At 70.3% G+C, this 26,282-nt stretch carries 21 protein-coding genes; 13 read left to right on the forward strand and 8 right to left on the reverse strand.

The genetic code is table 11. The features are described from left to right. Positions 1-30: 30 nt before the first annotated feature. On the forward strand, positions 31-1,584 hold the full coding sequence (locus tag LX16_RS07420; RefSeq protein ID WP_147135060.1) for a hypothetical protein: 1,554 nt from the start codon (positions 31-33) through the stop codon (positions 1,582-1,584). A 40-nt stretch (positions 1,585-1,624) separates the two neighbouring features. On the opposite strand, the gene LX16_RS07425 is transcribed toward LX16_RS07420, so the two are convergent. Further along, positions 1,625-2,908 (reverse strand): MFS transporter, encoded by a 1,284-nt coding sequence (locus LX16_RS07425; protein WP_147137185.1) that lies wholly within the window; start codon positions 2,906-2,908, stop codon positions 1,625-1,627. A gap of 83 nt (positions 2,909-2,991) precedes the next feature. After that, the gene (locus LX16_RS07430; RefSeq protein WP_147137188.1) at positions 2,992-3,798 is read right to left on the reverse strand and encodes a glycerophosphodiester phosphodiesterase family protein; all 807 of its coding nucleotides are present in this window, start codon (positions 3,796-3,798) and stop codon (positions 2,992-2,994) included. A gap of 271 nt (positions 3,799-4,069) precedes the next feature. Here LX16_RS07430 and LX16_RS07435 point away from each other — a divergent pair, with 271 nt between their 5' ends. The 11 genes from LX16_RS07435 (at position 4,070) to LX16_RS07485 (ending at position 16,666) form a co-directional block, all read left to right on the forward strand. Continuing rightward, complete coding sequence (locus LX16_RS07435) at positions 4,070-5,377, forward strand: Hsp70 family protein (protein WP_158645515.1); 1,308 nt, start codon at positions 4,070-4,072, stop codon at positions 5,375-5,377. Positions 5,378-5,504: 127 nt separating this feature from the next. After that, positions 5,505-7,388: an excinuclease ABC subunit UvrC gene (uvrC, locus tag LX16_RS07440; protein WP_211354326.1), complete on the forward strand. Its 1,884-nt coding sequence runs from the start codon at positions 5,505-5,507 to the stop codon at positions 7,386-7,388. 52 nt (positions 7,389-7,440) lie between these two features. Next, positions 7,441-8,343 (forward strand): RNase adapter RapZ, encoded by a 903-nt coding sequence (gene rapZ / locus LX16_RS07445; RefSeq protein WP_147135066.1) that lies wholly within the window; start codon positions 7,441-7,443, stop codon positions 8,341-8,343. Then, positions 8,340-9,263, forward strand: coding sequence for a gluconeogenesis factor YvcK family protein (locus LX16_RS07450; RefSeq protein ID WP_147135069.1), 924 nt, complete (start codon positions 8,340-8,342; stop codon positions 9,261-9,263). Before rapZ ends, LX16_RS07450 begins: the two co-directional genes overlap by 4 nt. A gap of 4 nt (positions 9,264-9,267) precedes the next feature. Further along, positions 9,268-10,248 (forward strand): DNA-binding protein WhiA, encoded by a 981-nt coding sequence (gene whiA / locus LX16_RS07455; protein ID WP_147135072.1) that lies wholly within the window; start codon positions 9,268-9,270, stop codon positions 10,246-10,248. Positions 10,249-10,475: 227 nt separating this feature from the next. Beyond that, positions 10,476-11,477 carry a type I glyceraldehyde-3-phosphate dehydrogenase gene (gap, locus tag LX16_RS07460; protein WP_147135076.1) on the forward strand — a complete coding sequence of 334 codons (1,002 nt, stop codon included), beginning with the start codon at positions 10,476-10,478 and terminating at the stop codon, positions 11,475-11,477. Further along, positions 11,477-12,673: a phosphoglycerate kinase gene (locus LX16_RS07465; RefSeq protein WP_147135082.1), complete on the forward strand. Its 1,197-nt coding sequence runs from the start codon at positions 11,477-11,479 to the stop codon at positions 12,671-12,673. The genes gap and LX16_RS07465 overlap by 1 nt, the downstream gene beginning before the upstream one ends. A gap of 69 nt (positions 12,674-12,742) precedes the next feature. Next, the gene (tpiA, locus tag LX16_RS07470) at positions 12,743-13,534 is read left to right on the forward strand and encodes a triose-phosphate isomerase (protein ID WP_147135086.1); all 792 of its coding nucleotides are present in this window, start codon (positions 12,743-12,745) and stop codon (positions 13,532-13,534) included. A 412-nt stretch (positions 13,535-13,946) separates the two neighbouring features. Further along, positions 13,947-15,683, forward strand: a complete 1,737-nt coding sequence (locus LX16_RS07475) for an ABC transporter substrate-binding protein (protein WP_147135089.1) — start codon at positions 13,947-13,949, stop codon at positions 15,681-15,683. A 109-nt stretch (positions 15,684-15,792) separates the two neighbouring features. Beyond that, the gene (gene secG / locus LX16_RS07480) at positions 15,793-16,047 is read left to right on the forward strand and encodes a preprotein translocase subunit SecG (RefSeq protein ID WP_147135092.1); all 255 of its coding nucleotides are present in this window, start codon (positions 15,793-15,795) and stop codon (positions 16,045-16,047) included. A gap of 271 nt (positions 16,048-16,318) precedes the next feature. Further along, the gene (locus LX16_RS07485) at positions 16,319-16,666 is read left to right on the forward strand and encodes an RNA polymerase-binding protein RbpA (RefSeq protein WP_147135095.1); all 348 of its coding nucleotides are present in this window, start codon (positions 16,319-16,321) and stop codon (positions 16,664-16,666) included. Positions 16,667-16,718: 52 nt separating this feature from the next. Here LX16_RS07485 and pgl read toward each other — a convergent pair whose 3' ends face one another. Genes pgl through tkt form a run of 6 tightly spaced genes read right to left on the reverse strand, consistent with a single transcriptional unit; the run spans position 16,719 to position 24,845 of the window. Then, positions 16,719-17,489, reverse strand: coding sequence for a 6-phosphogluconolactonase (gene pgl / locus LX16_RS07490; protein ID WP_147135098.1), 771 nt, complete (start codon positions 17,487-17,489; stop codon positions 16,719-16,721). Then, positions 17,486-18,448, reverse strand: a complete 963-nt coding sequence (locus LX16_RS07495; protein WP_147135101.1) for a glucose-6-phosphate dehydrogenase assembly protein OpcA — start codon at positions 18,446-18,448, stop codon at positions 17,486-17,488. The genes pgl and LX16_RS07495 overlap by 4 nt, the downstream gene beginning before the upstream one ends. 16 nt (positions 18,449-18,464) lie before the next feature. Beyond that, positions 18,465-19,988, reverse strand: a complete 1,524-nt coding sequence (zwf, locus tag LX16_RS07500; protein WP_147137194.1) for a glucose-6-phosphate dehydrogenase — start codon at positions 19,986-19,988, stop codon at positions 18,465-18,467. An 8-nt stretch (positions 19,989-19,996) separates the two neighbouring features. After that, positions 19,997-21,613: a glucose-6-phosphate isomerase gene (locus tag LX16_RS07505; protein WP_147135105.1), complete on the reverse strand. Its 1,617-nt coding sequence runs from the start codon at positions 21,611-21,613 to the stop codon at positions 19,997-19,999. 1 nt (position 21,614) lies between these two features. Further along, on the reverse strand, positions 21,615-22,730 hold the full coding sequence (tal, locus tag LX16_RS07510) for a transaldolase (protein ID WP_147135108.1): 1,116 nt from the start codon (positions 22,728-22,730) through the stop codon (positions 21,615-21,617). Positions 22,731-22,760: 30 nt separating this feature from the next. Further along, positions 22,761-24,845 carry a transketolase gene (gene tkt / locus LX16_RS07515; RefSeq protein ID WP_147135111.1) on the reverse strand — a complete coding sequence of 695 codons (2,085 nt, stop codon included), beginning with the start codon at positions 24,843-24,845 and terminating at the stop codon, positions 22,761-22,763. 364 nt (positions 24,846-25,209) lie between these two features. Between tkt and LX16_RS07520 the strand changes: the two genes are divergently transcribed. Continuing rightward, entirely contained in the window at positions 25,210-26,214 is a 1,005-nt protein-coding gene (locus tag LX16_RS07520; protein WP_147135114.1) for a heme o synthase, read from the forward strand. The last annotated feature ends 68 nt before the right edge of the window (positions 26,215-26,282 follow it).

Below are 26,282 nucleotides of genomic sequence, written 5' to 3' on the forward strand. Positions count from 1 at the left end.
CGGCGACCTCGCGTCGGGCAGAATGAGCCGATGAGAGCGATCGCGTGGACACAGTGGGTGAGGATCGCCGGCGCGGTGTTCCTGGGGGCCGCCGTGCTACCCGGAGTCGCCCGGGACGCCGCGGCTCACGAGGATTCCGACCCGAAGGACTTCCTGGGCGGTGAGGACTTCGCGGTGCAGGCGGGTACCGCGTTCTACGCGTGGACCGGTGAGGGCGAGACACTCGACGCGACCTTCACCCCCGCCGACATGACCGAACGACCGAAGCAGGGCGCCGTCGTCGCCGTCACCGACCCCGCCGGGAAGGTACGGGGCGAGTGCGTCCTCAAGCCCGGACAGGACGACAAGGTCTGCCGTATCGCCAACCAGTCGGCGAAGAAACCCGGCGTGTGGCGCGTCGACTACCGGCCGCTGGGCGAGGGCACCGCCGTGGCCGCCAACTGGGACGTGCGGGTCACCGCCGGTGGGGACGTCCGCAAGGGCCGGGTGTGGACCGAGGCGTACCACGTGTACCAGCAGTCCGGGAAGGACGGCGACATATCGCTGTACTACCTGTCGCAGACCGGGTTCCAGTACAAGGCCACCTTCCGCGGCTACAACGGGCTGTGGTCGGGCTTCCAGGCCAGCGCCGCCGGCCTCACCGAGCTCGACAGTTGCGTGCCGATCGACCACAGCCCCGGCGGGATGAAGGGCGACTTCGACTCCGATCTGAGCCGGTGCGGACCCTACAAGGTGTTCTTCCAGCGGCCCGCCGACGAGCTGCCGGAGTCCGCCGCGGTCGCCGGCGGGGACGAGACCTGGTTGCTGACCCCGGTGCGAGAACCCTCGCTGGGCGAGGTGTCGTTCACCCCCGCCGGACCCCACGAGGTGCCCGGCGACTTCGTCGTGCGGGTCACCGACCACATCGGGACCGTGCGGCTGGACCTCGACCTCAACGCCGACGGCGACGTCGAGGACGAGGTGGACCGCCGCATTCTGTGGGGCATCACGTCGGTCGGTGAGAACGACGTAGCCATCCCCTGGGACGGACTCGACGGCAACGGCAAAGCCGTCCGAAACGGCCGGGACCTCCGGGTGACCGCCGTCATCGACCGCATCGCACCCATCTACTTCGTCAACTCCGACGTGGAGGGGCGCTCCGGCGGCATCGAGGTCTGGTACCTGAACGGTCCGGGCGAGGGCGGCCAGAGGGTCTACTGGAACGACTCGCCCGAACCCGGTGCCGAGAACCAGGCCGACCAGTCGGGCGACGTCGAGTCACTGGGCGGCGCCCGGAACTGGACGTTCGACTCCGACTGGGGCGACGGTCGCCCCATCCAGGACTGGTCCTACGTCGAGGCCGACGTCCGCACCGAGCCGGCGACGGTGGTGCTGCCGCCGCGACCGCCGACCCAGGCGGAACTGGACGCACGGGCCGCCGCCGCGATCTCCTTCTGGCAGACACCGTTCGGGACGGTCACCTGGATCGCGGTGGTGACCTCGGTGGTCGGCCTCGGACTGCTCCTGCTGATTTCCAGGCGGGACCGGCGACGCGACATCGACGGTGAGCAGCAGCCGGGCCGTAAACTCGCCGGACTGTCGTGACGTCGTGGGGCGGGCCGGGACGGCCCACCCCACGACCGCGTCACACCCGGGCCGGCGGCCGGTTCCCCACGGCGATGATGGCGCGTCGCATCGGCACCATGAGCAGCAGGACGAAACCGGCGGCGAAGAAGACGATCAGCGAGATGATCGCGATCCGGTAGCTCTCGGTCAGGTCGTAGGCGAGCCCGAACAGCAGCGGTCCCAGCCAGCTGGTGCCCTTGTCGGAGATCTCGTACAGGCCGAAGTACTCGCCCTCCTTGCCGCGGGGTATCAACTGGCTGAACAGCGACCGGCTGAGCGCCTGGGAGCCGCCCAGCACCAGACCGATACCGGCGCCCAGGGCCAGGAACAGCGGGAAGTTGTTGGCGGGCATGAGATAGGCGACCACCAGGATCGCCACCCACGCGACCAGGCTGCCCAGTACGGTGCGCTTGGCGCCGTACCGCTTGGCGAGCCACCCCAGCAGCAACGCGCCGCCGAACGCCAGGATCTGCACCATCAGGATCACCGGCATGAGTTCGGTCAGTTCGAAGCCCAGTTCCTCGGCCCCGTACAGGCCCGCCAGTGAGATGACGGTCTGGATGCCGTCGTTGTAGATCAGGAACGCCACCAGGAACAGCAGTGTCAACGGGAACGCCCGGAGACCCTTCAGGGTGCGCCAGAACTGCCGGAAGCCGTCGGTGAGCGCCGAGCCCTCCGCGACACCTTCCAGGGGGCTGCGGTTCTTCAACCACAACATCGTGAACGTGGTGAACGCCGCCCACCACACGCCGGCCGACACCAGTGACCAACGGGCGATCTCGGCCTGGTTCTCGGTACCGCCCATCAGCAGGGCGATCAGGTTGAACAGGAACAGGAGTCCGCCGCCGAGGTAACCCATCGCCCAACCCCGGCTCGACACCTTGTCGCGTTCCTTCTCGGTGGCGATCTGGGGGAGGAAGGAGTTGTACACCACGACGCTGGCGCCGAGACTGACGTTGGCGACCAGGAACAGCCAGGCCCCGAGTTCGTACCGGTCCCCGGTGACGAACATCAGGCCGCAGGTGGCCGCGGCACCGACGTATGCGAAACCGGCGAGCAGTTCCTTCTTGGACCGGGTGCGGTCGGCGATGGCGCCCGCGATGGGCAGGACGAGCACCTGGAGGATGACCGACAGGGCGGTCGCGTAGGGCCACAACGAGCCGGCCTTGACGAGGAGGAGACCTCCGAGCAGTGACACACGGCCGTCGGCGTCGGCGCCGGCCTCGGCTATCCCGGTGAGGTAGGGGCCGAGGAAGGCGGTGACCACGGTGGTGGAGAACGCCGAGTTGGCCCAGTCGTACATGTACCAGCCGGCGCGTTCGCGTTTGCTGCTGACCGGAGTCGGGGGTGGGGGCGTGGTGACCAAGTGATCGCAGCCTTCATGTCTCAGGCGGGCCAGATGCCGCGGGAGCGATAGACGTCAGCAAGTATGTCGATTCTGTCGGTCATGATGCCGTCGACTCCCAGATCCAACAACGCCCTCATCATGCCCGGGTCGTCCACCGTCCAGACGTGCACCTGCAGACCCAGCCGGTGGGCGTGATCGACGAGACGCCGGTCCACCACCGTCAAACCCCTGTACCGCAACGGCACCTGTACCGCCGCCGCCCGGTGCACGTACCCCGCCAGGCCGGTGCCCGGCAGCCGGGACGCCAGCCACAACCGCGCCACCTCCCGGCGTCCCATCCCGGTCGCCAGCCGGGGACTGGAGTCCGCGCGGACCCGTGCCAACCTCGCGTCGTCGAAGGACGACACCAGCACACGGTCCACGGCCGCCGCCCGCTCCACCACCCGCAACGTGGGCGCCACCGACGCGCCGGACTTGACGTCGAGGTTGAACCGCACCCCCGGCCACGCCGCCACCACCTCGTCCAGCCGGGGGATGAGCGGCTCCCCCCGGTGCCGGATCGCACCGAGCTCCCGCCAGGTCAGCGACTCCACCGTGCGGGGGTCGCCGGTCAGGCGGGACAGGTCGGCGTCGTGGAACAGGACCGCCACACCGTCGGCGCTGGCGTGCACGTCGGTCTCCAGATACCGGAACCCCGCCGCGACCGCCCGGCCGAACGCCGCCGCGGTGTTCTCGTCACCCTCGGCGGCGCCGCCCCGGTGCGCGAAACCTATCGGCCCGTCGTTGCGCAGGAACCGATATGGACTGCTCGGCCGATTGCACGACACCGTGCCGGAGGGGAACATGTCCACGAGTATCCATCGTGGCAGCCGTAGCACCGCGCCAGACCACGCGCCGGAACGGGACCGCAGGCACCGCAGTGGATCCCGACGCAGCCCGGAGAGCGCACCCGACGCGGTACCGGCGGGGTGGAACCCGGCCACTAAGGTGAGGACCCGGAGAAGGAGACTGGCATTCATGCGTGTGCTTGGCATTGACTTTGGAACCTCAAACACGGTGGCGATCCTGCGGATGGCCGATGGCCGGGTCAAGCCGTTGCTTTTCGACGGTTCCCCGATGCTGCCATCGGCCGTGTACCTGTCCGCCGACGGACGGATGCTGATCGGCCGCGACGCCGAACGCAACGCCCGGATGGACCCGGCGCGCTTCGAACCCAACCCCAAACGCCGGATCGACGACGGGACGATCTTCCTCGGCGACCAGGAGATCCCGGTCCCGCGGGTGTTCGCCTACGTCCTGGAGCAGGTGGTCGGTGAGGCGCGGCGACAGTTGGGCGGACCGCCGGAGGCGGTGCGGATGACCCACCCGGCGCGCTGGGGTGAACGCCGCCGGAACCTCCTCATCGAGGCGGCCCGGCTCGCCGGCCTGCCGAAGCCGCAGCTCATCCCGGAACCGGTCGGCGCGGCCTCCTACTTCACGAGCGTCCTGGGCACCGCCGTTCCCGTCGGCCGGGCCCTGGCGATCTACGACCTCGGCGGCGGCACCTTCGACGCCACCGTCGTCCGCCGCACCCAGGCGGGATTCGAGGTGCTCAGTGAGGAGGGCCTGCCCGACGTCGGTGGTCTCGACTTCGACCACGGCATCGTGGAGCACCTGGGCAAGACCTACGGCGTCTCGCACGCCGCCACCTGGTCCCGCCTGATGAACCCCACCGACGACAAGGACCGCCGCTACCGGCGGATGCTCTACGAGGACGTCCGCGGCGCCAAGGAGATGCTGTCGCGTACCGCTTCCGCGGACATCCACCTCCCGGCGCTGGACGTCGACGCCCACCTGACCCGCGAGGAGTTCGAGGAGGTCGCCCGCCCGCACCTCGAACGCACCATCGAGTGCATGGAACGGGCGATCCGAGGGGCACGCCAGTCGCCCAAGGACCTGGTTGGCATCTTCCTGGTCGGCGGTTCGAGCCGGATCCCGATGGCGGCGAACCTGATCCACAAGGGCCTGGGCGTCGCACCCCGCACCTTCGAACAGCCCGAGACGGTCGTCGTCGAGGGCGCCCTGTCGATCGGCGGGCCGCCGGGCTCCGCCCCCGGACGGCCGGTCTCCGGGATGCCGCAGCGTCCCCCGGTGCGGCCACCGATGGCACAACCCCACCGCCCGCCGGTCTCCGGAGGCCCCGCGCCGCGTCCGCCGGCGATGCAGCAACCCCAGATCAACCCCCGCCCACCGGTCGCCCCCCAGATGCAGCCGCCGCGCCCGCCCATCCAGGCGGCCCCCCGGCCGATGGTGTCGGCACCACGCCCGGCGCCGGTGGTCCAGCAGAAGAAGTGGACCCAGGAACCGGCCGTCGTGCTGACGATGGTCGTCGCCGGCGTCCTGGTCGTCGGCTTCATCATCCTGCTCATCGCGGCCCTGATGTGAGCGTCGGGGGCGGCCGGTGACCACCGGCCGCCCCCGACGACGCCGCGCGACCGGCGGCGTCCGGTTCGACCCGCGTCGTGCTCCCTTGTGCCTGTTCGATGACATACCGGCCGGTTAGGCTTCCGGTGTGGCATCTAAACCCGGCTCCCTGCCCTACCGTCCCGCCCCCGGAACCATCCCGGAGCAACCCGGCGTCTACCGGTTCCGTGACGCCGATCGCAGGGTCATCTACGTCGGCAAGGCCAAGAACCTGCGTGCCCGGCTCAACTCCTACTTCGCCGACCCGCAGGGCCTGCATCCCCGCACCCACAAGATGGTGCACACCGCCACGTCCGTGGACTGGGTCGTGGTGGACACCGAGGTCGCCGCGCTACAGCTGGAGTACTCCTGGATCAAGGAGTTCGACCCGCGCTTCAACGTCATGTACCGCGACGACAAGAGTTACCCGTACCTGGCGGTCACGGTCGGGGAGGAGTACCCCAGGCTCCAGGTCATGCGCGGCGACAAACGCAAGGGGGTCCGCTACTTCGGCCCGTTCTCGCACGCCTGGGCCATCCGCGAGACCCTCGACCTCCTGCTGCGGGTCTTCCCGGCCCGCACCTGCGGGAAGGCCGAGTTCAACCGCGCCGCCCGGATCGGGCGCCCGTGCCTGCTCGGCGACATCGGCAAGTGCACGGCGCCCTGCGTGGGCCGGGTCGACGCCGACGAACACCGCCGCATCGTCGACGAGTTCTGCGACTTCATGGCGGGCCGCACCGACCGGTTCGTGAAGCGGCTGGAGTCGGAGATGACGCAGGCCGCCGAGGTCCAGGACTTCGAACGCGCCGCGCGTCGGCGTGACGACCTGGCCGCACTGCGCCGGGCACTGGAGAAGCAGGTGGTGGTGCTGTCCGACGACACCGACGCCGACGTGGTGGCGTTCGCCGACGACGGCCTCCAGGCCGCCGTGGCGGTGTTCCACGTCCGGGGCGGCCGGATACGCGGTGAGCGCGGCTGGATCGTCGACCGTCCCGAGGGCGTCTCCGACGGCGACCTGATCCACGACCTGTGCACCCAGTTCTACGGCGGCCAGGCGGGACAGGACGTGCCCCGTGAGGTGTTGGTGCCCGCGCTGCCCGACGACGCCGAGGCGCTGTCGGACTGGCTCACCCAGCGCCGGGGCGGCACGGTCCGGTTGCGGATTCCCAAACGCGGCGACAAGCGCGCCCTCGCCGAGACCGTCCGGCGCAACGCCGAGCAGGCACTCGCCCGGCACAAGCTCCGCCGGGCCGGTGACCTGACCGCGCGGGGCAAGGCGCTGGAGGAGCTCGCCGACGCGCTGGAACTGCCGACGCCCCCGCTGCGCATCGAGTGCTTCGACGTGTCCCAGATGCAGGGCAGTGACGTGGTCGCCAGCATGGTCGTGTTCGAGGACGGCCTGCCGCGCAAGTCCGAGTACCGCCGGTTCGTGGTGAGGGGCGAACGCACCGACGACCTCTCGGCGATGCGGGAGGTCCTGACCCGCAGGCTCAGCCGGCTGAAGGACGACCCCGACCCCCTCGACGAGGAGGGGAAGGCGAAACGGTTCGCCTACCCGCCGCAGTTGATCGTCGTCGACGGCGGCGCCCCGCAGGTGGCGGTGGCCGACGCGGTACTGGCCGAGCAGGGCGTCGACACGGTCAACCTGTGCGGCCTGGCCAAGCGGCTGGAGGAGGTGTGGCTACCCGGTGAGGAGTATCCGGTGATCCTCCCCCGCACCTCGGAGGCGCTCTACCTGTTGCAGCGGGTGCGTGACGAGGCGCACCGGTTCGCGATATCCCTGCACCGCAGTCGCCGGGGGAAGAAGGTCACCGCGTCGGCGTTGGACGACATCCCCGGACTCGGCCCCACCCGGCGCAGGGCGCTGCTGAAGCACTTCGGGTCGGTCAAGCGCCTCCGCGAGGCCGACGTGGCCGAGATCACCGCCGTCCCCGGTATCGGAGCCCAACTGGCCGGGGTCATCGCGGCCAGTCTGGCCGAACGGTCCGGCTGACGCCCACCGGGTGCTGAGGCGGTCCGCCTTCCCGGCCGTGCATACTCGACGGATGCCTGAGCGTACCGTCCAATCCAGTCCGCCTCGAAGCCGTGCCGACCTGGACCTGGTCATCGTCACCGGGGCCTCCGGCGGGGGCCGCAGCACCGTGGCGAAGGCCCTGGAGAACGTCGGGTACTACGTGGTGGACAACCTGCCGGAGGCCCTCATGGTCACGATGGCGGAGTTGGTGTTCGAGTCCGGTGACGCCACCCGGCGGACCGCGATGGTGCTGGACGTGCGGTCCCACGCCTTCACCGTCGACCTGGTCGGCGCGGTCGACGACCTCAGGGAACGGGGTTTCAAACCACGTGTCGTGTTCGTCGACGCGGAGGACGACATCCTGGTCCGTCGTTTCGAGAAGGTGCGGCGCGCGCATCCCCTCCAGGGTTCGGGCAGGATCCTGGACGGCATCGCCGCCGAACGGGAGCTCCTGGCGGCCGCCCGGGAGACCGCCGACGCCCTGATCGACACCAGTCACCTCAACGAGAACCAGCTCCGGGCCCGCGTCGAGGAGCTGTTCTCGCCCGCCGACGCGCGCAGGCTGCGGATCACGACCCTGTCGTTCGGCTTCAAGTACGGCATCCCGCTCGACGCCGACTTCGTGGTAGACGTGCGGTTCCTGCCCAACCCGTACTGGATCCCAGAACTGCGCGACCACACCGGCACCGAGGGCGCCGTGAGTGACTACGTGCTGCGGCAGCCGGGAGCCGAGGACTTCATCGCCGGATACGCCGACCTGATCGCCGCCACCGCCGCGGGCTTCGAACGCGAGGGCAAGCGATACGTCACGGTCGCGGTCGGCTGCACCGGCGGCAAGCACCGCAGTGTCGCCATCGCGGAGGCCCTGTCGGTTGTGCTGCGCGAGAAGGGGCTGTCGGCGTACCCGCACCACCGCGACATGGGGCTTGAGTGACCAGGCGGGTCGTGGCGTTCGGTGGCGGCAAGGGCCTGGCCGCCTCCCTGCGCGCACTCCGGACCCTCGACGCGGAGGTCACCGCGGTCGTCACGGTCGCCGACGACGGCGGTTCGTCGGGGAGGCTGCGCGCGACACGCCCCCTCGTGCCGCCCGGTGACCTGCGCAAGGCGCTGATCGCCCTGTCCGACGGCGACCGGGAGCTGCGGGCGGTGTTCGGGCACCGCTTCGCCGGTGAGGACGAGATCGCCGGACACGCGGTCGGCAACCTCATGCTCGTGGCGCTCATGGAACGGTTCGCCGACCCGGTCGCCGCGCTCGACGCCGCCGCGGCGATGCTCGGCGCCCACGGACGGGTACTGCCGATGGCGACCGAACCGCTCGACATCGAGGCCGACGTGGAACTGGGCGGCGAGACCGTGGTGGTGCGGGGCCAGCACCACGTCGCGGTCAGCACCGGAACGGTGCGCCACGTGCGGTTGGCGCCGGCCGAGCCGAGGGCGTGCGCCGAGGCGGTGGAGGCGGTGTCACGCGCCGACTGGCTGGTGTTCGGACCCGGGTCCTGGTACACCAGTGTCATCCCGCACCTGCTGGTGCCGGAGTTGAGGCGCGCGATCGAGGCCAGCCCGGCCCGCCGCATCGTGGTGCTCAACCTCTCCAAGGAGAACGAGACCGCGGGACTGTCGCTGGCGGGTCACCTCGGGGCGCTCGCCGAGTACGCGCCCGGGCTCACGATCGACGTCGTATTGGCCGACACTCAGGCCACCGGTGAGCCGGATCCGGTGCTCCGTGCGGCACAATCATTGGGGGCACGGTTGCTGCTTGCGGGGGTGGCGGAACCGGATCTTCCGGACCGGCACGACCCTGCCGCACTGGCCGCCGCCCTGACAACGGTGATCGAGCAGGACGAGGTGGGGTAGACGTATGGCGATGACGGCCGCGGTCAAGGACGAGCTGAGCCGTATCGAGGTGACCAGACCCTGTTGCCGCCGCGCCGAGATGAGCGCGTTGTTCCGGTTCGCGGGTGGACTGCACCTGGTGGGCGGAGTCCTCGTCGTCGAGGCGGAACTCGACGCCGGCAGTGTCGCGCGCAGGCTCCGTACCGCCATCAACGAGGCGTACGGCTACGGCAGTGAGATGCAGGTGCTGACCGCAGGGGGGCTGCGGCGACACACGCACTACGTGCTGCGCGTGATCAGCGACGGTGAGGCATTGGCCCGCCAGACCGGGTTGCTCGACGCCCGGGGCCGGCCGGTGCGCGGTCTGCCCACCCACGTGGTGGCGGGGAACCTGTGCTGCGCCGAGGCGGCCTGGCGGGGCGCGTTCCTGGCGCACGGCTCGCTCACCGAACCCGGTAGGTCCAGTTCCCTGGAGATCACCTGCCCGGGGCCGGAGTCGGCGTTGGCGCTGGTGGGGGCGGCGCGGCGACTCGGCATCACCGCCAAGGCCCGCGACGCGCGCGGCGTGGACCGGGTCGTCATCCGCGACGGTGACGCAATCGGGGAGATGCTCACCAGGCTGGGCGCGCACGCCGGGGTGCTGGCCTGGGAGGAACGCCGGGTCCGCCGCGAGGTGCGGGCGACGGCCAACCGCCTGGCCAACTTCGACGACGCGAACCTGCGGCGTTCTGCCCGCGCGGCGGTGGCCGCGGCCGCGAAGGTGACCCGGGCCTTGGAGCTGTTGGGCGACGAGGTGCCCGGCCACCTGGCCGAGGCGGGCAGGTTGCGGCTCGCCAACCGCCAGGCGTCCCTGGAGGAGCTGGGCGCCATGGCGGATCCGCCGCTGACCAAGGACGCCATCGCCGGCCGGATCCGGCGGCTCATCAATCTCGCCAACAAGCAGGCGGCGGCCATGGGGGTGGCGCCGGTGGAGGCCGCCGTGACGGAGGACATGCTGGTCAGCTGACCGTCCACCGGGCGGTCGCGTCATCGCCGCAGGTCACCGCCATCGGTTCCGGCATTCCGGTCGGCGGGCGCTCAGGCACGGGGTATAGGGTCTGGGGTGCTCGGCGACGAAGCCGGCAGCGGCGTCTGGGCCGCTTCCGCGGATGTCGAGCATCGGGCATCCTCTCGGAACGCGCGGTCGCCGGGAAAACTGAGAAATCTTCATTCTCGAACAAGGAGATGGATCGCGTGACCATCCGAGTAGGAATCAACGGCTTCGGCCGGATCGGCCGGAACTTCTTCCGCGCCGTGCTGGCGTCGGGCGCCGATGTGGAACTGGTGGCTTTCAACGACCTGGGGGACACCGCCACCACCGCCCACCTGCTGAAGTACGACAGCATCCTGGGCCGGCTGCCTTACGAGGTCAAGGCGTCCGACGGTGAGATCACCGTCGGCGGCAAGTCCATCAAGGCGTTCGCCGAGCGTGACCCGGGCAAGCTCCCGTGGGGCGACGTCGGTGCCGACATCGTCGTGGAGTCCACCGGCTTCTTCACCGACGCCAATAAGGCCAAGGCGCACATCGACGGTGGCGCCAAGAAGGTCGTCATCTCGGCCCCGGCCAAGAACGAGGACGTGACGATCGTCATGGGTGTCAACCACGACGCCTACGACGCCTCCGCGCACACCGTCATCTCCAACGCGTCGTGCACCACCAACTGTCTGGCCCCGATGGCGAAGGTGCTTCACGAGTCGGTGGGCATCGAGCGTGGCCTCATGACGACGATCCACGCCTACACGCAGGACCAGAACCTCCAGGACGGACCGCACTCCGACCTGCGCCGGGCGCGTGCCGCCGCGGTCAACGTCGTCCCGACCTCGACCGGTGCGGCCAAGGCCATCGGCCTGGTGATGCCGGAACTCAAGGGCAAGCTCGACGGCTTCGCCATGCGGGTGCCGATCCCCACCGGCTCGGCCACCGACCTCACCTTCACCGCCTCCCGCGAGACCACCGTGGAGGAGGTCAACGCGGCCATCAAGGCGGCCGCCGAGGGCGCCCTCAGCGGCATCCTGACCTACACCGAGGACCCGATCGTGTCGGCGGACATCGTCACCGACCCCGCGTCGTGCATCTTCGACGCCGGTCTCACCAAGGTCATCGGCGACCAGGTCAAGGTGGTCGGCTGGTACGACAACGAGTGGGGTTACTCCAACCGCCTCATCGACGTCGTCAAGCTGGTGGGCAGCGAGTAGTGAAGACGCTTGACGCACTCCTGTCGGAGGGTGTCGCGGGTCGGCGCGTCCTGGTGCGCGCCGACCTCAACGTCCCGCTGGACGGCACCCGCATCACTGACGACGGCCGTATCCGCGCGGTGCTGCCTACGCTGACGGCGCTTCGCGGTGCGGGCGCCGCGCTGGTCGTGTGCGCGCACCTGGGGCGACCCGGCGGCCGACCCGCCGCCGAGTACTCCCTCGCGCCGGTCGCCGCCCGCCTGTCCGAACTGCTGGAACACCCGGTGAGGTTCGCCGGGGACACCGTGGGACCCGAGGCCGAGGCGGCGGTGGCAGCCCTGACCGACGGTGAGGTCCTCCTCCTGGAGAACCTGCGGTTCAACCCCGGTGAGACCAGCAAGGACGACGACGAGCGCGGCCGGTTCGCCGACTCGCTCGCCGCCTTCGCCGACGTGTACGTCGACGACGCGTTCGGTGCCGTGCACCGCAGGCACGCCAGCGTCTACGACGTGGCGGCCCGGTTGCCGCACTACGCGGGACTGCTGGTCGCCGCCGAGGTGGACGTGCTGCGGCGCCTCACCGAGGAACCGGAACGGCCCTACACCGTGGTGCTGGGCGGCGCGAAGGTCTCCGACAAGCTCGCGGTCATCGCCAACCTGCTCGACAAGGTGGACCGGCTGCTCATCGGCGGCGGCATGATGTTCACCTTCCTGGCGGCGCAGGGCCACCGGACCGGTACGTCGCTGTTGGAGGCCGACCAGGTCGAACAGTGCCGCCGGTTCCTCGCCGAGGCGGCCGAGCGGGGCGTGAAGCTCGTCCTGCCGGTCGACACCGTGGTCGCCGACCGCTTCGCGGCGGACGCCGAACCGCAGGTCGTCGACGTCTCCGCCATCCCGGACGACCGCATGGGCCTGGACATCGGGCCGAAGTCGGCGCAGGCGTTCGCCGACGAGCTCGCCGACGCGCGCACCGTCTTCTGGAACGGCCCGATGGGCGTGTTCGAGTTCCCGTCGTTCGCCGAGGGCACGAGGATCGTCGGGCGGGCACTCGTGGAGTCCTCCGCGTTCAGCGTCGTCGGAGGCGGCGACTCCGCGGCCGCCGTACGCGCGCTGCGCATACCCGAGGACGGCTTCAGCCACATCTCGACCGGTGGCGGCGCGAGCCTGGAGTACCTGGAGGGCAAGACCCTGCCCGGTCTGGCGGCGCTGGCCGACTGACCGCCGGGGCGCGGCATCCGAGGCGCGCCCCCGATCGACCACGTAGGACCATAGGAGAGTTGGCAAGTCATGAGCGCCCCCACGCGCCGCCCGCTGATCGCGGGCAACTGGAAGATGAACCTCAACCACCTGGAGGCCATCGCCCTGGTGCAGAAGTTGGCCTTCAGCCTCGACGAGAAGCAGTTGTCGGACGTGGAGGTGGTCGTACTACCGCCTTATGTGGACATCCGCAGTGTGCAGACGCTCATCACCGGCGACAACCTGCTGCTGGGTTACGGCGCGCAGGACCTGTCGACACACCCGTCCGGCGCCTACACCGGCGAGGTCTCCGGTGCCATGCTGGCGAAGCTCGGATGCGGGTACGTCGTCGTCGGCCACTCGGAGCGGCGGCAGTACCACGCCGAGGACGACGAGCTGGTCGCCGGAAAGGTCCGCGCGGCGCTGGCCAACGGCATCACGCCGATCCTGTGCGTCGGTGAGGGACTGGACGTGCGGGAGGCCGGCGGGCAGGTGGCCCACACCGTCGCCCAGATGCTCGCGGGCCTGGATCGCCTGGACGCCAAGCAGGTCGGCGAGGTCGTCATCGCCTACGAACCGGTGTGGGCGATCGGCACCGGAAGGACCGCCACGCCCGCCGACGCCCAGGAGGTAATCGGGGCGCTGCGCGCCGAACTGGCCTCCCGCTTCGGGGAGGTGGCCCAGACGGTGCGGCTGCTCTACGGCGGTTCGGTGAAGGCGTCCAACGTCGCCGCGATCATGGCCGAGGCCGACATCGACGGAGCCCTGGTCGGTGGCGCGAGCATCGACGCCGAGGAGTTCGCCCGGCTGTGCCGGTTCCCGGAGCACACCACCGGCGGCTGACCACGCGAGGCCGCCGGACGATCCGTACGGGTCGGCCCGGCGGCTTCGATCGGGGTCGCCCGTTCGGTTCCCGGAATCCGGACGCCCGGCCGGAATCGGCGGCGGATCCGACTCCGGAGAGTGTGTCGCGCCACACCGGCCGGACGCGGAGACCCGTGACCGTTCCGGTTCGCGGGATGCTCCGGGGCGTCACGGGACCGGCCGGGAGCGCCGGATACCTCCCCGGAACTGCGGTTTCACACCGTACCGGTGCCCGGAGCCGAATCGGATACGAATGGTGATGCCGTGTACGCCGTTCCGTTATCTTCACCGGGGTGCCGCCCCCGTGCCTTCAGAAGCACTTAGAGTGTGTCATCACCAGTGGTGGGCGCTTTGCTGACCGTCCTGATTGACCCCCTTCAGGAGTGTTTCGATGCGAGGTATCTCGACGCGCCGCCGTCGCGGCCGTACGACGCGGGCGGCGGCCGCCGCCCTGCTGGTGGTGACGCTCTCCACCGCCTGCACGTCCGAGGAACCCGCGCCGTCCGGCGTCGGGGACGAACCCGGTGTCGGCGGTACGGTGAAGATCCTGACCCAGGTGGGTGGGTTCGAGTCACTCGACCCGCAACGCATCTACGTCACCGACGTGATGAACGTGTCCAAACTGATCACCCGGACGTTGACGAGTTTCAAGGCGGCCCCCGGGGCGGAGGGCGCGGAACTCGTCGGTGATCTCGCCACCGACACCGGCCGCCCCAACCGGGACAACTCGGTGTGGGAGTTCACCCTGCGTGAGGGCGTGAAGTGGGAGACCGGAGAGACGGTCACCTGTCAGGACGTCCGTTACGGCGTACTGCGGAACTTCGACGTCCGCAACGAGGACGCCCAGATCACCGGTGGTCCACCGTGGCCGGTCGCCTGGCTCGACGCGCCGGAGGACTACGCGGGTCCCCGCACCGACGGTGACGTGGACATCCCCGGCGTCACCTGCGTCGACGAGCGCACCATCCGGTTCAAACTGAAGCAACCCACCGCCAACTTCCCCTCCGCGGTGGCGATGACGGCGTTCTCCCCGGTGCCCGCCTCGGCCGACACCTGGGGCGACTACCGGCCGGTGGCGACCGGGCCCTACAAGCTGACCGAGTACCGGGAGGCCGTCGAGGGCGAGCCGGGGATCGCGGTCTTCGAACGCAACGACCAGTGGGACGCCGAGACCGACCCGGTGCGCGAGGCGAAACCGGACCGGGTCGAGTTCGCGCTCGGTATCGACCGTGAGTACGCGGCGCAGCAGATAATCGCGGAGAACCCCGACTACGCCAACGCGGTCATGTACGAGAACGTCCCGGCCAACTACGTGCAACAGGTCGTCAACGACGCGCAACTCATGTCGCAGACGGTGAACGGGCAGACCAGCGCCATCAGCTATCTGGCGCTCAACACCGAGACGATCACGCAGCCGGAATGCCGCCAGGCGTTGGTGTACGGCTTCAACAAGCGCAAGTACCAGGACGTCCACGGCGGTGAGATCTTCGGCGACTACGCCTACACGATGATCCCGCCGGACGATCCCGGCCACAAGGACTTCGACGTGTACGGCTTGAAGAACTCGCCCGAGGGGGATCTGACCAAGGCGCAGGAGCTGCTGGACGGCGCCGACTGCCCCACCACGCTGACCCTGGACGCCGCCGACACCCCCACCGGCAACCGTACCGCCCAGACCATAGTGGACACGTACAGTCGCCTCGGGATCACCGTGCGGCTCAACATGATCTCGCCGAACAACTTCTTCGACGAGCTGAACTTCGCGGAGAACCAGCACGACATGGTGCTGGCCGGCTGGGTACCCGACTGGCCCGGCGGCTCCGGGACGCTGCCCGCCCTGTTCCACGGCGACCTCCTCATCGAGGGCGCCAACTCCAACTACGCGCGGCTGGACGACCCCGACATCAACGCCATGATCGACGCCGCCTCGGCGGAGGCCGACCTCACCGAGTCGTACCGGATGTGGGGCGAGGTCGACCAGGCGATCCAGGAACTCGCCGTCAACATCCCCATCGCCTACATCAAGGTCATCTCCCTGTGCGGCGCGAACGTCAGAGGCGGATTCCTGAACGCGCAGTGGGGTTCGGTCGACATCTCCTCCCTGGGAGTGGCGGCGGACACGGAGTGACCGGCCGTGGCGCGCGTTGCGGTATGCTCGCCACCGAATCGACAACCGTTAGCAGGCGAAACCGTGGCGACGTCAACGGTTAGCCATTGAGAGGACCTCGGAAACCGTTATGTTGCAGGTGATCACCTATGTACTGGTCGGGGCCCTGGTTCTGACCAGCGCCGCGCTGATTCTGTTGGTTCTGTTGCACCGCGGCAAGGGTGGCGGCCTGTCCAGCATGTTCGGCGGCGGCGTGACGTCGAACCTGTCGGGATCGTCGGTGGCCGAGAAGAACCTCGACCGGATCACCGTCGTCGTCGGCGTGATCTGGCTGGCCTCGATCATCGGCTTCGGCGTCGTGCTGCGGACCCTCACCGCCGTGTGACGGCACACTGCTTGACCGGAACCCCGGCACCGTCCCGACGGCGCCGGGGTTCCGGCCGTTCCACCCCCCCTGAAGCCTCCGGCCGTTCCCGGCCCCAACTGCGCCGACACCCACCCGGCCGAAATAAACCCGGCATCGGCACTGGCGGATGCGTGTTCCACGTCATAGACTCAACGTCGGTCGGACATCCGACGATCGGTCAATGGTGGATCCCCCGTCCATCGGATCGACAGCCCCACACAGCGCCCCCCTGTGAAGGAGCAACTCAGTAATGGTCAGTGGAAACGCCATACGAGGCACCCGGGTCGGCGGCAGGCCGGCGAGCATGCCGGAACGCGGCGAACCCGCCCCCCGCCAGTTCGTGGACTATTGGTGCGCCAACGGCCATCAGACCCGTCCCTCGTTCGCCATCCGCGCCGAGATCCCCACCACGTGGGAATGCCGGCGCTGTGGTCTGCCCGCCGGAACGGACCCGGAGTCCCCACCGGAACGTCCCACCTCGCGGCCCTACAAGACCCACCTGGCCTATGTGATGGAGCGCCGCTCGGCCGCCGAAGGCGAGGCCCTGCTCGCCGAGGCCCTGGCCAACCTGCGGGCCTCCCGAGAGGCCGCCGCCTGAACCGAACGGGGCGGGACACCATCCGGTGTCCCGCCCCGTCTCAATCCGTGGGTCACCGGCGCAGACTGCGGAACCGGCTCGGAAGCGCCGCCGCGGCCGCCCGGTCGAGCAGCCAACGGGTGTGGCCCGTACCGGCCACACCGGCCGCCGGCGCCTGCCTGGGGCCGGCACCGGACAACGCGAGCGCGACCGCGTCGGCCTTGGCGCCACCCGAGGCGACGAGCCACACCTCCTCGGCGTTGTTGATCGCGTCGAACGTGAGGGTGACCCGCACCGGCGGCGGTTTCGGGGCGCCGCGCACCGCCACCACGCTGCGCTCCTCGTACACGGCGGGTTGCCCGGGGAAGACCGACGCCACGTGCGCGTCCTCACCCACGCCGAGCATCACCACGTCGAACCGCGGGACCGGGTCACCGGAATGCCCGGCGGAGTCGGCCAGGGCCGCGGCGTAGCGCGCCGCACCGGCCTCGGGATCGTCACCGTCCTCACCGTCGGACGCGGGCATCGGATGCACGCGGGCCGGATCGACCGGAAGGTGGTCGAGCAACGCCTCCCGCGCCTGCGTCTCGTTGCGGTCCGGGTCACCCGAGGGCAGGAACCGCTCGTCCCCCCACCAGAACTCCACCGCCGACCAGTCGATGGCGTGCCGCATCGGGCTGTCCCGCAGCGCCCGGTGGATACGGGCCGCGACGCGGCCCCCGGTGAGGGCGACACACGCCAGTCCACGGGCCGCCTGGGCGTCGGCGATCCGGATCGCCAGGCGCGCCGCCACCGACTCCACCAGCACGTCGGGGTCCGGATGCACCACCACGCTGGAGGTCACGACGCGGCCTCCTTCTCCGACCCGCCGCACAGCGCGGGATCGGCCGTGCAGCTCGCCAACGCCGCCGCGTACGGCTGGTCCGGGTCCAGATGCCGCAGCTCCTCGGCCAGCAACTCACCGAGTGTGCGGCCGTTGAGGATCTGGGAACGATCCGGGAAGCCGGTCCGCCGCAACTGGGTGTGCCCCTCGTCGCTACGGCTGATGGCGATGTCGTCGCCGTTGGCGAGGGTGATCGCCACCGCCTTGATCGCGGGCAGGTGCTCGCTGTTGCGGTGGACCGGGGTGTCGTCGATGACCGGGGTGACCCCCAGCCGCACCGTCAACCAGCCCGCCAGCAGTACCGCGCTCGGGTCCGAGGCGTCGGCGGTGATCCGCACCGACGCGGCGGGGGCCGACGCGGTGTCGAACGCGCTGGCGATCAGGGACCGCCAGTACGTGATCCTGGTCCAGCACAGGTCGGTGTCGCCCGGGGAGTAGTCGTCCGCCCGCGAACGCAGCGCCTCCAGGGCGTCCTGCGAACGGGCGCTGTAACTGATGCGGCGCTCCGCGAACGCGCCGAGCGGGTCCTCGGCCGTGCGCTGCGGCGGCGGCACGAACCAGCAGGTCACCACGGGCACGTCCGGGGCCAACAGCGGCATGACCACCGACTCGGCGTGGTGCGCCAACGGCCCGTAGACCCGCATCACGACGGCCTCGCACGGACCCAGCCGGCCGCCCACCACGATCTCGGCGTCCAGTCGCGGCTGACCCTGATGGTCGTCACGCCGCACCACGATGAGCAGTCGGCACGGATGCTGTTGTGCCGCCAGGGTCAGGGCGGCCTCGGCCTCCCGTTCCCCCTTCTCGTCGACGATGACGACCAGGTTCAGGGCGAGGCCACTCGTCCCACCGGACGAATGGCGTTCCGACGCCAACGCCGACACGACCTCGGTGGCGGTGGTGTCCCACAGGGCGATCACAGTCGTCTCCTCGTCGTCATGCCCGCCGCCAGGCGCGGCCGTCGGCGGACAGCATCTCGTCGGCGGCCTGCGGACCCCAGGACCCGGCCGCGTACGGCTCCGGCTTGCGGTCCGCCCAGAAACGTTCGAGCGGGTCCACGACCGCCCAACTGGCCTCGACCTCCGCCGCGTCGGGGAACAGGGTCTTGTCGCCCAGCAGCACGTCACGGATCAGGCGTTCGTACGCCTCCGGCGAGGACTCGGTGAACGCCTCGCCGTAGTGGAAGTCCATCGAGATGTCACGCAGTTCCATGCCGGTGCCCGGGACCTTCGAACCGAACTTGACGGTCACGCCCTCGTCCGGCTGGACACGGATCACCAACTGGTTCTGCCCCAGGGTCTCGATGTCGTAGTCGTGGAACGGAAGATGCGGCGCCCGTTTGAACACCACCGCGATCTCCGTCACCCGCCGCGGCAGCCGTTTACCGGTGCGCAGGTAGAACGGGACACCCGCCCACCGGCGGTTCTGCACGCCCAGGCGCACCGCCACGTACGTCTCGGTGGTGGAGTCGGCGGGGATGTTCTCCTCCGCCAGATAGCCGCGCACCTCGCTGCCGGCCACCCACCCGGCGGTGTACTGGCCGCGCACCGCACCGGTCGTCAGGTCCTCCGGAAGCGTGATCGCCCGCAGCACCTTCAGTTTCTCGGTGCGGATCTCCTCGGCGCCGAAACTCACCGGCTCCTCCATCGCCGTCAACGCCAGCAGTTGCAGCAGGTGGTTCTGCAGGACGTCACGCGCGGCACCGGCGGTGTCGTAGAAACCGGCACGCGAGCCGATGCCCACGTCCTCGGCCATCGTTATCTGGACCGAGTCCACGTAGTGCGAGTTCCAGACCGGCTCGAACAGCGCGTTGGCGAAGCGCAGCGCGAGGATGTTCTGCACCGTCTCCTTGCCGAGGTAGTGGTCGATGCGGAACACGTCCTCGGCGGTGAACACGTCGTCGACGAGGTCGTCCAGCTCGCGGGCGGACTGGAGGTCGTTGCCGAACGGTTTCTCCACCACGACGCGCCGCCACCCGCCCGACACGCTGTTGTCGGCGGCGCCGGTACGGCCGAGCTGCCGCAGGACCACCGGGAAGGCCGCGGGCGGGATCGAGAAGTAGAACGCGGCGTTGCCGTTGATGGCGTGCGACGCCCGCAACTCGTCCAGGGTGTGGGTCAGGGTGTCGAAGGCCTCGTCGTCGTCGAAGGAGCCCGGCACGAACTTGAAACTGCCCGCGAGACGCTGCCAGACGTCCTCCCGCCACGGGGTACGACAGTGCGCCTTGGCGGCGTCGCGGGCGAGCTGCTCGAACTCACCGTGCTCCCAGTCCCGCCGGGCGAAGCCCAGGATGACGAAGGCCGCGGGAAGCATCCCCCGGTTCGCCAGGTCGTACACCGCCGGGACGAGCTTCTTACGCGCCAGGTCACCGGTCACACCGAATATGACCAGGGCACAGGGTTCCGGAATACGGGGCAGCCTGCGGTCCTGCGGGTCACGCAGCGGGTTGCCGCCCACCATCGAATCGGTCACGATCGGCTGATCTCCTCGGCGGCGGCCGCCAGTCGTCGGATTCCGTCGCCGCGGTCGCTCAACCGCAGCCACAGCAGTGGGCGCCCGCGATCCCGAAGCGCCTGCCGGTCTCCCGCGGCCTGCGCCTCCTGAAGCCGCGCGAAGTCGTAGGGACGCCCGGGAACCTCCAGCGGAGACCCCGGGTCGGCGGTGATCTGGAGGAAGACGCCCGTCGGGCGGCCCCCCTTGTGGAACTGACCGGTGGAGTGCAGGAACCTCGGTCCCCACCCGAACGTCACGGGGGCGTCGACGACCCGCGCGAGGAGCCGCCGCAGGCCGGCGGCCTCGGCGTCGCCCTCGCGGTCCAGGTACGCCATGACGGCCAGGTACCCCTCCGGGCCGACCTGCCCGGCCAGGTCCCGTAGCGCGGCCGTCAGGTCGCCGGCGTCGGTGCCGAAGCCCTCCACCGTGCCGTCACGGAACGCCGGTTCCTCCGCCGGGACACCCGATTCGAGGATGCGCTTGGTGTTGTCCTTGCTCTCGGCGACGTTGGGCTGGTCGAACGGGTCGATTCCCAACAGCCGCCCGGCGAACGCGGTGGCCGCCTCCCAGCACAGGAACTGCGCGCCCAGTGGCCCGTTGACCGCCACGTCCGGTGCCTCGGGGCGGGAACCACCGGGGAACCCCGGCGGCTTGGCACCGCCCACCAGCACCGAGAGCACGCCGTCGGCGCGCGCACCGGGCGCGTCGGGCGACTCGACGACCACCGGGAGGACTCCCGTGCCGCCCTTGCCGGTGGACTCGGCCAGCAGTTGCTCCACCCAGTCGCCCAGGCCGACGATGCCACTGCCGTCGTCGGCGATGCTGAACGTGGGACGCGACGCCAGCAGCGCCCCCAACAGCAGGGCCGGGTTCTCGGGCGGATCGGCGGCCAGAGTGGCGGCGAACGTCTCCGCGTCGTCGAGCAGTTCGGCGACGTCGACACCCGCCAACGCGGCCGGTACCAGTCCGAACGCGGTGAGGGCGGAATAGCGGCCACCCACGTCCGGGTCGGCCAGGAACACGTGTGCGCCCATCGCGGTGGCCAGCTGCTCCAGAGGCGAGGCGGGATCGGTCACCACGACGAAGTGCCCGCCCACGTCGGCGATACCCGCGTCGGTGAACGCCTGCACCCACACCCGGCGCAGCGACTCGGTCTCCACGGTGCCGCCCGACTTACTGGACACCACCACGACGGTACGTTCCAGCGGCGCGGCGGCCAGGGCGTCGCGGATCTGACCCGGATCGGTGGTGTCGAGGACCGTCAACGGCCGGTCGAGGGTCCGGCAGATCACCTCCGGCGCCAGCGACGATCCGCCCATGCCCGCCAGCACCACCCGGTCGACGCCCGAACCGGCCAGGGCGTCGCGCACCCGGGCGAGTTCGGGGAGCAGCCGGCGGCTGCGGGTGAACGTGTCCACCCATCCCAGCCGGATCGCCGCCTCGGCCTCCGCCTCCGGGCCCCACAGGGTGGCGTCGGCGGCGGCGAGCCGGCGCGGCACGTCGTCGCCGACGAGTCGCCGCACCGCGTCGTCCACATCGACGCCGGTGGTGACGGAGAGTCCGCCCGCGGCGTCCATTCGAGTCTCGGCCATGTCAGCTCCGTGCCTGCTCGGCCAGGGCCTCGCTGACGCCGTCGAGGAGCTCGTCCCAGCTCTTGGCGAACTTCTCGACCCCCTCGCGTTCCAGGGTCTCGATGACGTCCCGGTAGTCGACGCCCAGCGCCGCGAGCGAGTCCATCACGGCGGCGGCCTCGGTGTAGTTGCCCGAGACGGTGTCGCCGGAGACCTCACCGTGGTCGGCGAACGCGTCCAGTGTCGCCTGCGGCATCGTGTTCACCGATCCGGGGACGACCAGGTCCTCCACGTACATGGTGTCCTTGTAGTCCGGGTTCTTCGACGACGTCGAGGCCCACAGCGGACGCTGCGGCAGCGCCCCGGCGCCCGCCAGGGCGTGCCAGCGGGGCGAGTCGAACGCCTCGGTGTACGCCTTGTGCGCCAGCCGGGCGTTGGCCACCGCGGCCTTGCCCTTGGCGGCGGTGGCGGCCTCGCCACCGATGGCGTCGAGCCGCTTGTCGATCTCGGTGTCCACCCGGGACACGAAGAACGACGCCACCGACGCCATCGTCGACAGGTCGTGGCCCGCCTTGTGCGCGCGTTCCATGCCCTCGAAGAAGGCGTCCATCACCTGCTTGTAGCGGTCGAGCCCGAAGATGAGCGTGACGTTGACGCTGATGCCCTCCGCCAGGACCGCGCTGATGGCGGGAAGCCCTGCGGTGGTCGCCGGGATCTTGATGAACAGGTTCGGGCGGTCGACCGCCCACCACAGTGCCTTGGCCTCGGCGACGGTGCGTTCGGTGTCGTGCGCCAGACGGGGGTCCACCTCGATCGACACCCGGCCGTCGACGCCCCCGGAGGAGTCGTAGACGGTGCGCAGGACGTCGCAGGCCCACCGCACGTCGTACGTGGTGACGGCCCTGGCGGCCTCGTCCACCGACACGCCCCGCAGCCGCAGTTCCTGCAACTGGGTCTGGTAGTCGTCGCCCGCGAAGATCGCGTTGGCGAAGATTGTCGGGTTGCTCGTGACGCCCACGACGTGCCGGTCGTCCCGCAGTTCCGCGAGGTTCCCCGACGACAGTCGTTGACGGGAGATGTCGTCCAGCCACACGGCCACACCGGCGGCCGACAGGTCTCCCAGACGATCCTTCGACATTGAAAGCTCCTTAGTGTTGACGTCCCGGGCTCACGCCACGTTGGCCAGCGACTGCCGTGCCGCCGTCACCACGTGGTCGACGGTGAACCCGAACTCGGCGAACAGCCTCTCGTAGGGCGCGCTGGCCCCGAAGTGCTCCAGGCTCACCGCGACACCGGCGTCACCGATGAGGTCGCGCCACGGCATCGCGATGCCGGCCTCCACGCTGACCCGTGCCTTCACCGTCGGCAGCAGCACGCTGTCACGGTAGGCGGCGTCCTGCGCGTCGAACCACTCCCGACACGGCATCGACACGACCCGGGTGGCGACGCCCTCGGACTCCAGGCGTTCCCGCGCCTCCAGCGCCAGCGCGACCTCGCTGCCGGTGGCGATCAGGATGACCTGCGGTTCGGCGGCGTCGGCGTCGGCCAGGATGTAGCCGCCCTTGAGGACACCCTCGGCCGAACCCAGCTTCGAACGGTCCAGCGTGGGAACGTTCTGCCTGGTCAACGCCAGCCCGGTGGGACGGTCGTTGTGCTCCAGCGCCGCCCGCCACGCCCACACCGTCTCGTTGGCGTCGGCGGGACGCACCACGTCGAGGCCTGGGATGGCCCGCAGGGCCGCCAGGTGCTCCACCGGTTGGTGGGTGGGGCCGTCCTCGCCCAGACCGATCGAGTCGTGCGTCCACACGAACACCACGGGGGCGTGCATGAGCGCCGCCAGCCGGACGGCGGGCCGCATGTAGTCGCTGAACACCAGGAAGGTGCCGCCGTACGGGCGGGTGCCGCCGTGAAGGGCGATCCCGTTGCAGATCGCCGCCATGGCGTGTTCCCTGATTCCGAAGTGGAGAGTCCTGCCGTAGGGGTTGCCGGGGAACTTCTTGCTGGCGCGTTCGGTGGGGAGGAAGGACGGCTCGCCCTCCATGGTGGTGTTGTTGCTGCCGGCGAGGTCGGCGGAACCGCCCCACAGCTCCGGCAGCGTCCCGGCCAGGGCCGTCAACACCTTCCCCGACGCCGCGCGGGTCGCCACGCCCTTCTCGTCGGCCTCGAAGTGGGGCAGGGCGTCGGTCCACCCGGCCGGGAGTTCCCGGCGGGAGATCCGGTGGTGCAGTTCCCTGCGCTCCGGGTTCGCCTCGGCCCAGGCGTCGAACTCCGACTGCCACGCCTGCCGGGCGGCCTTGCCGCGTGCCCGCACCTCACGGGCGTGGGCCAGCACCTCGGCGGGCACGTCGAACGCGCCGTCGGCGTCGTAGCCGAGGATCTGCCGGGTCGCGGCGGCCTCGTCGGCGCCCAGCTTGGAACCGTGGATGCCGCCGGTGTTCTGCTTGGTGGGCGCGGGCCAGCCGATGATCGTCCGCAACGCGATGAACGACGGCTTGTCGGTGACCGCCTTGGCCGCCTCCAACGCCTCGAACAGTTCCGCGACGTTCTCGTGGTAGTCGCCGTCACCGCGCCAGTCCACCGTCTGGGTGTGCCACCCGTACGCGTCGTACCGGGCGGCGACGTCCTCGGCCAGCGCCACCCGGGTGTCGTCCTCGATCGAGATCTCGTTCTGGTCGTAGATCATCACGAGGTTGCCCAGCTCCTGGACACCGGCGAGCGCACTGGCCTCGTGGCTGATGCCCTCCTGGATGTCCCCGTCGGAGCAGATCACGTAGACGTGGTGGTCGAACGGCGACTTGCCCGGAGCGGCGTCCGGGTCGAACAGGCCGCGTTCCCGGCGGGCGGCCATGGCCATGCCGACGGCGTTGGCGATGCCCTGGCCCAGCGGACCCGTCGTGGTCTCCACGCCCACCGTGTGGCCGTGCTCGGGGTGGCCGGGGGTCTTGGACCCCCACTGGCGGAGGGACTTCAGATCGTCCAGCTCCAGGCCGTACCCCGACAGGTAGAGCTGAATGTACAACGTCAGGCTGGAGTGGCCGGCCGACAGTACGAACCGGTCGCGGCCCGCCCAGTCCGGATCGGACGGGTCGTGACGCATCACGCGCTGGAACAGCAGGTACGCGGCCGGCGCGAGACTCATGGCGGTCCCCGGGTGCCCGTTGCCCGCCTTCTCCACCGCGTCGATCGCGAGGACCCGCACGGCGTCCACCGCCCGCTGATCTAGTTCGGACCAATCAAATGCCGCAGTAGACACCGGTACGCCTCCTCAAGGCAACGACAACAGACACGCAAGACGATACCCACCGGGATCGCCCGACCGGCGCACCGTGACCGGAAGTTCGCGATCGGCGGACGCCCCACCACCGGACACACCCGTCCCGACCAGCCCCGTACGGCGCCGCCCGGTCGGACACGTGATGCAGCCCATGAGGACCTCCTACCCCGAAAGGGTGATGCGGTCACGGTGAGCCGGGCCACCCGCCCGGCCCCGGGCACCCGCCGCGCCGGCGCCCGGCCACCCCGGCCGCAGGCCAGGCGGTGTACCGGTGATGCGACGCGGCCGACGATCCCCAACCCCGCCAGCACACCTGAACCAGGTGCTAATACGCTCTTCCACGATGCGTAGAAATTTGATGTCCGCGAGCGACGTCGCCCCCCGGGCGGCCGACACCGCGCCGCGAACGCTGATCATCACCACCGGGTCGGGCGGACAGCCGCCGACGCCACCGGGGCGGCCCCCCGTGGGCGCGGTCGTCAAGGCGTACATCGCGTTGACCAAGCCCCGGATCGTGGAGCTGCTGCTCATCACCGCGGTCCCGGCGATGTTCCTGGCCGCCCGGCTGCACCGCGACGGACTGCCCGACCTGCTGACCGTCCTGATCGTGGTGGTCGGCGGTGCCATGGCGGCCGGTGCCGCGAACGCGCTCAACTGCTACATCGACCGCGACATCGACCAGCTCATGCGGCGGACGTCGCGACGCCCGATCCCGCAGCACGCGATCCCGCCGGTCAACGCGCTGGTGTTCGGGCTGATCCTGGGCGTCGTGTCGGTCGCCCTCATCTGGGCGACCACCAACATGTTGGCCGCGTTGCTGACGCTCGGCGCGATCGCCTACTACGACGTCGTCTACACGATGTGGCTCAAGCGCACCACCGCGGCCAACACCGTGTGGGGCGGGGTGTGCGGTGCCGCGCCGGTGCTGATCGGGTGGGCGGCCGTCACCGGCGGTCTGTCCTGGGAGGCGTGGCTGCTCTTCGCGGTCGTCTTCTTCTGGCAGCCGCCGCACTTCTACGCACTGGCGATCAAGTACAAGGACGACTACGCGGCGGCCGGGATCCCGATGCTGCCGGTGGTGGCGTCACTGCGGCGGGTCGGCCTGGAGTCGGTGGTGTACGCCTGGCTGACCCTCGCCACCTCGCTGGCGTTGTGGCCGTTGGCGACGACCCCGCTCTACGGCGCCGTCGCCCTGGTCACCGGCGGGATGTTCTGCGTGGAGGCCCACCGCATGCACGGCCGGGCCCGCCGGGGCGAACCCGTCAAGCCGATGCGGTTGTTCCACTGGTCGACCTCCTACCTCACCCTGCTGTTCGTCGCCGTCGCCGTGGACTCGTTCCTGCTGTGACGGTGGCCGACCGCCGTATCCCCCACGGCCGAGGTCTCGAAGACCACCCTTTGAAGGCCACCCCCTTG

Origin of the sequence: Stackebrandtia albiflava (assembly GCF_007994225.1) — a bacterium.
GTDB classification, from domain to species: Bacteria; Actinomycetota; Actinomycetes; order Mycobacteriales; family Micromonosporaceae; genus Stackebrandtia; species Stackebrandtia albiflava.

Excerpts from the sequence above, each read along its gene's own strand:
- zwf (WP_147137194.1), bottom strand. The coding sequence starts at position 19,988 with ATGGTGGGCGGCAACCCGCTGCGTGACCCGCAGGACCGCAGGCTGCCC.
- LX16_RS07420 (WP_147135060.1), top strand. The coding sequence starts at position 31 with ATGAGAGCGATCGCGTGGACACAGTGGGTGAGGATCGCCGGCGCGGTG.
- secG (WP_147135092.1), top strand. The coding sequence starts at position 15,793 with ATGTTGCAGGTGATCACCTATGTACTGGTCGGGGCCCTGGTTCTGACC.
- LX16_RS07475 (WP_147135089.1), top strand. The coding sequence starts at position 13,947 with ATGCGAGGTATCTCGACGCGCCGCCGTCGCGGCCGTACGACGCGGGCG.
- whiA (WP_147135072.1), top strand. The coding sequence starts at position 9,268 with ATGGCGATGACGGCCGCGGTCAAGGACGAGCTGAGCCGTATCGAGGTG.
- LX16_RS07435 (WP_158645515.1), top strand. The coding sequence starts at position 4,070 with ATGCTGCCATCGGCCGTGTACCTGTCCGCCGACGGACGGATGCTGATC.
- LX16_RS07425 (WP_147137185.1), bottom strand. The coding sequence starts at position 2,908 with ATGTACGACTGGGCCAACTCGGCGTTCTCCACCACCGTGGTCACCGCC.
- tpiA (WP_147135086.1), top strand. The coding sequence starts at position 12,743 with ATGAGCGCCCCCACGCGCCGCCCGCTGATCGCGGGCAACTGGAAGATG.
- LX16_RS07430 (WP_147137188.1), bottom strand. The coding sequence starts at position 3,798 with ATGTTCCCCTCCGGCACGGTGTCGTGCAATCGGCCGAGCAGTCCATAT.
- LX16_RS07520 (WP_147135114.1), top strand. The coding sequence starts at position 25,210 with ATGCGTAGAAATTTGATGTCCGCGAGCGACGTCGCCCCCCGGGCGGCC.
- LX16_RS07485 (WP_147135095.1), top strand. The coding sequence starts at position 16,319 with ATGGTCAGTGGAAACGCCATACGAGGCACCCGGGTCGGCGGCAGGCCG.
- LX16_RS07505 (WP_147135105.1), bottom strand. The coding sequence starts at position 21,613 with ATGGCCGAGACTCGAATGGACGCCGCGGGCGGACTCTCCGTCACCACC.
- tal (WP_147135108.1), bottom strand. The coding sequence starts at position 22,730 with ATGTCGAAGGATCGTCTGGGAGACCTGTCGGCCGCCGGTGTGGCCGTG.
- rapZ (WP_147135066.1), top strand. The coding sequence starts at position 7,441 with ATGCCTGAGCGTACCGTCCAATCCAGTCCGCCTCGAAGCCGTGCCGAC.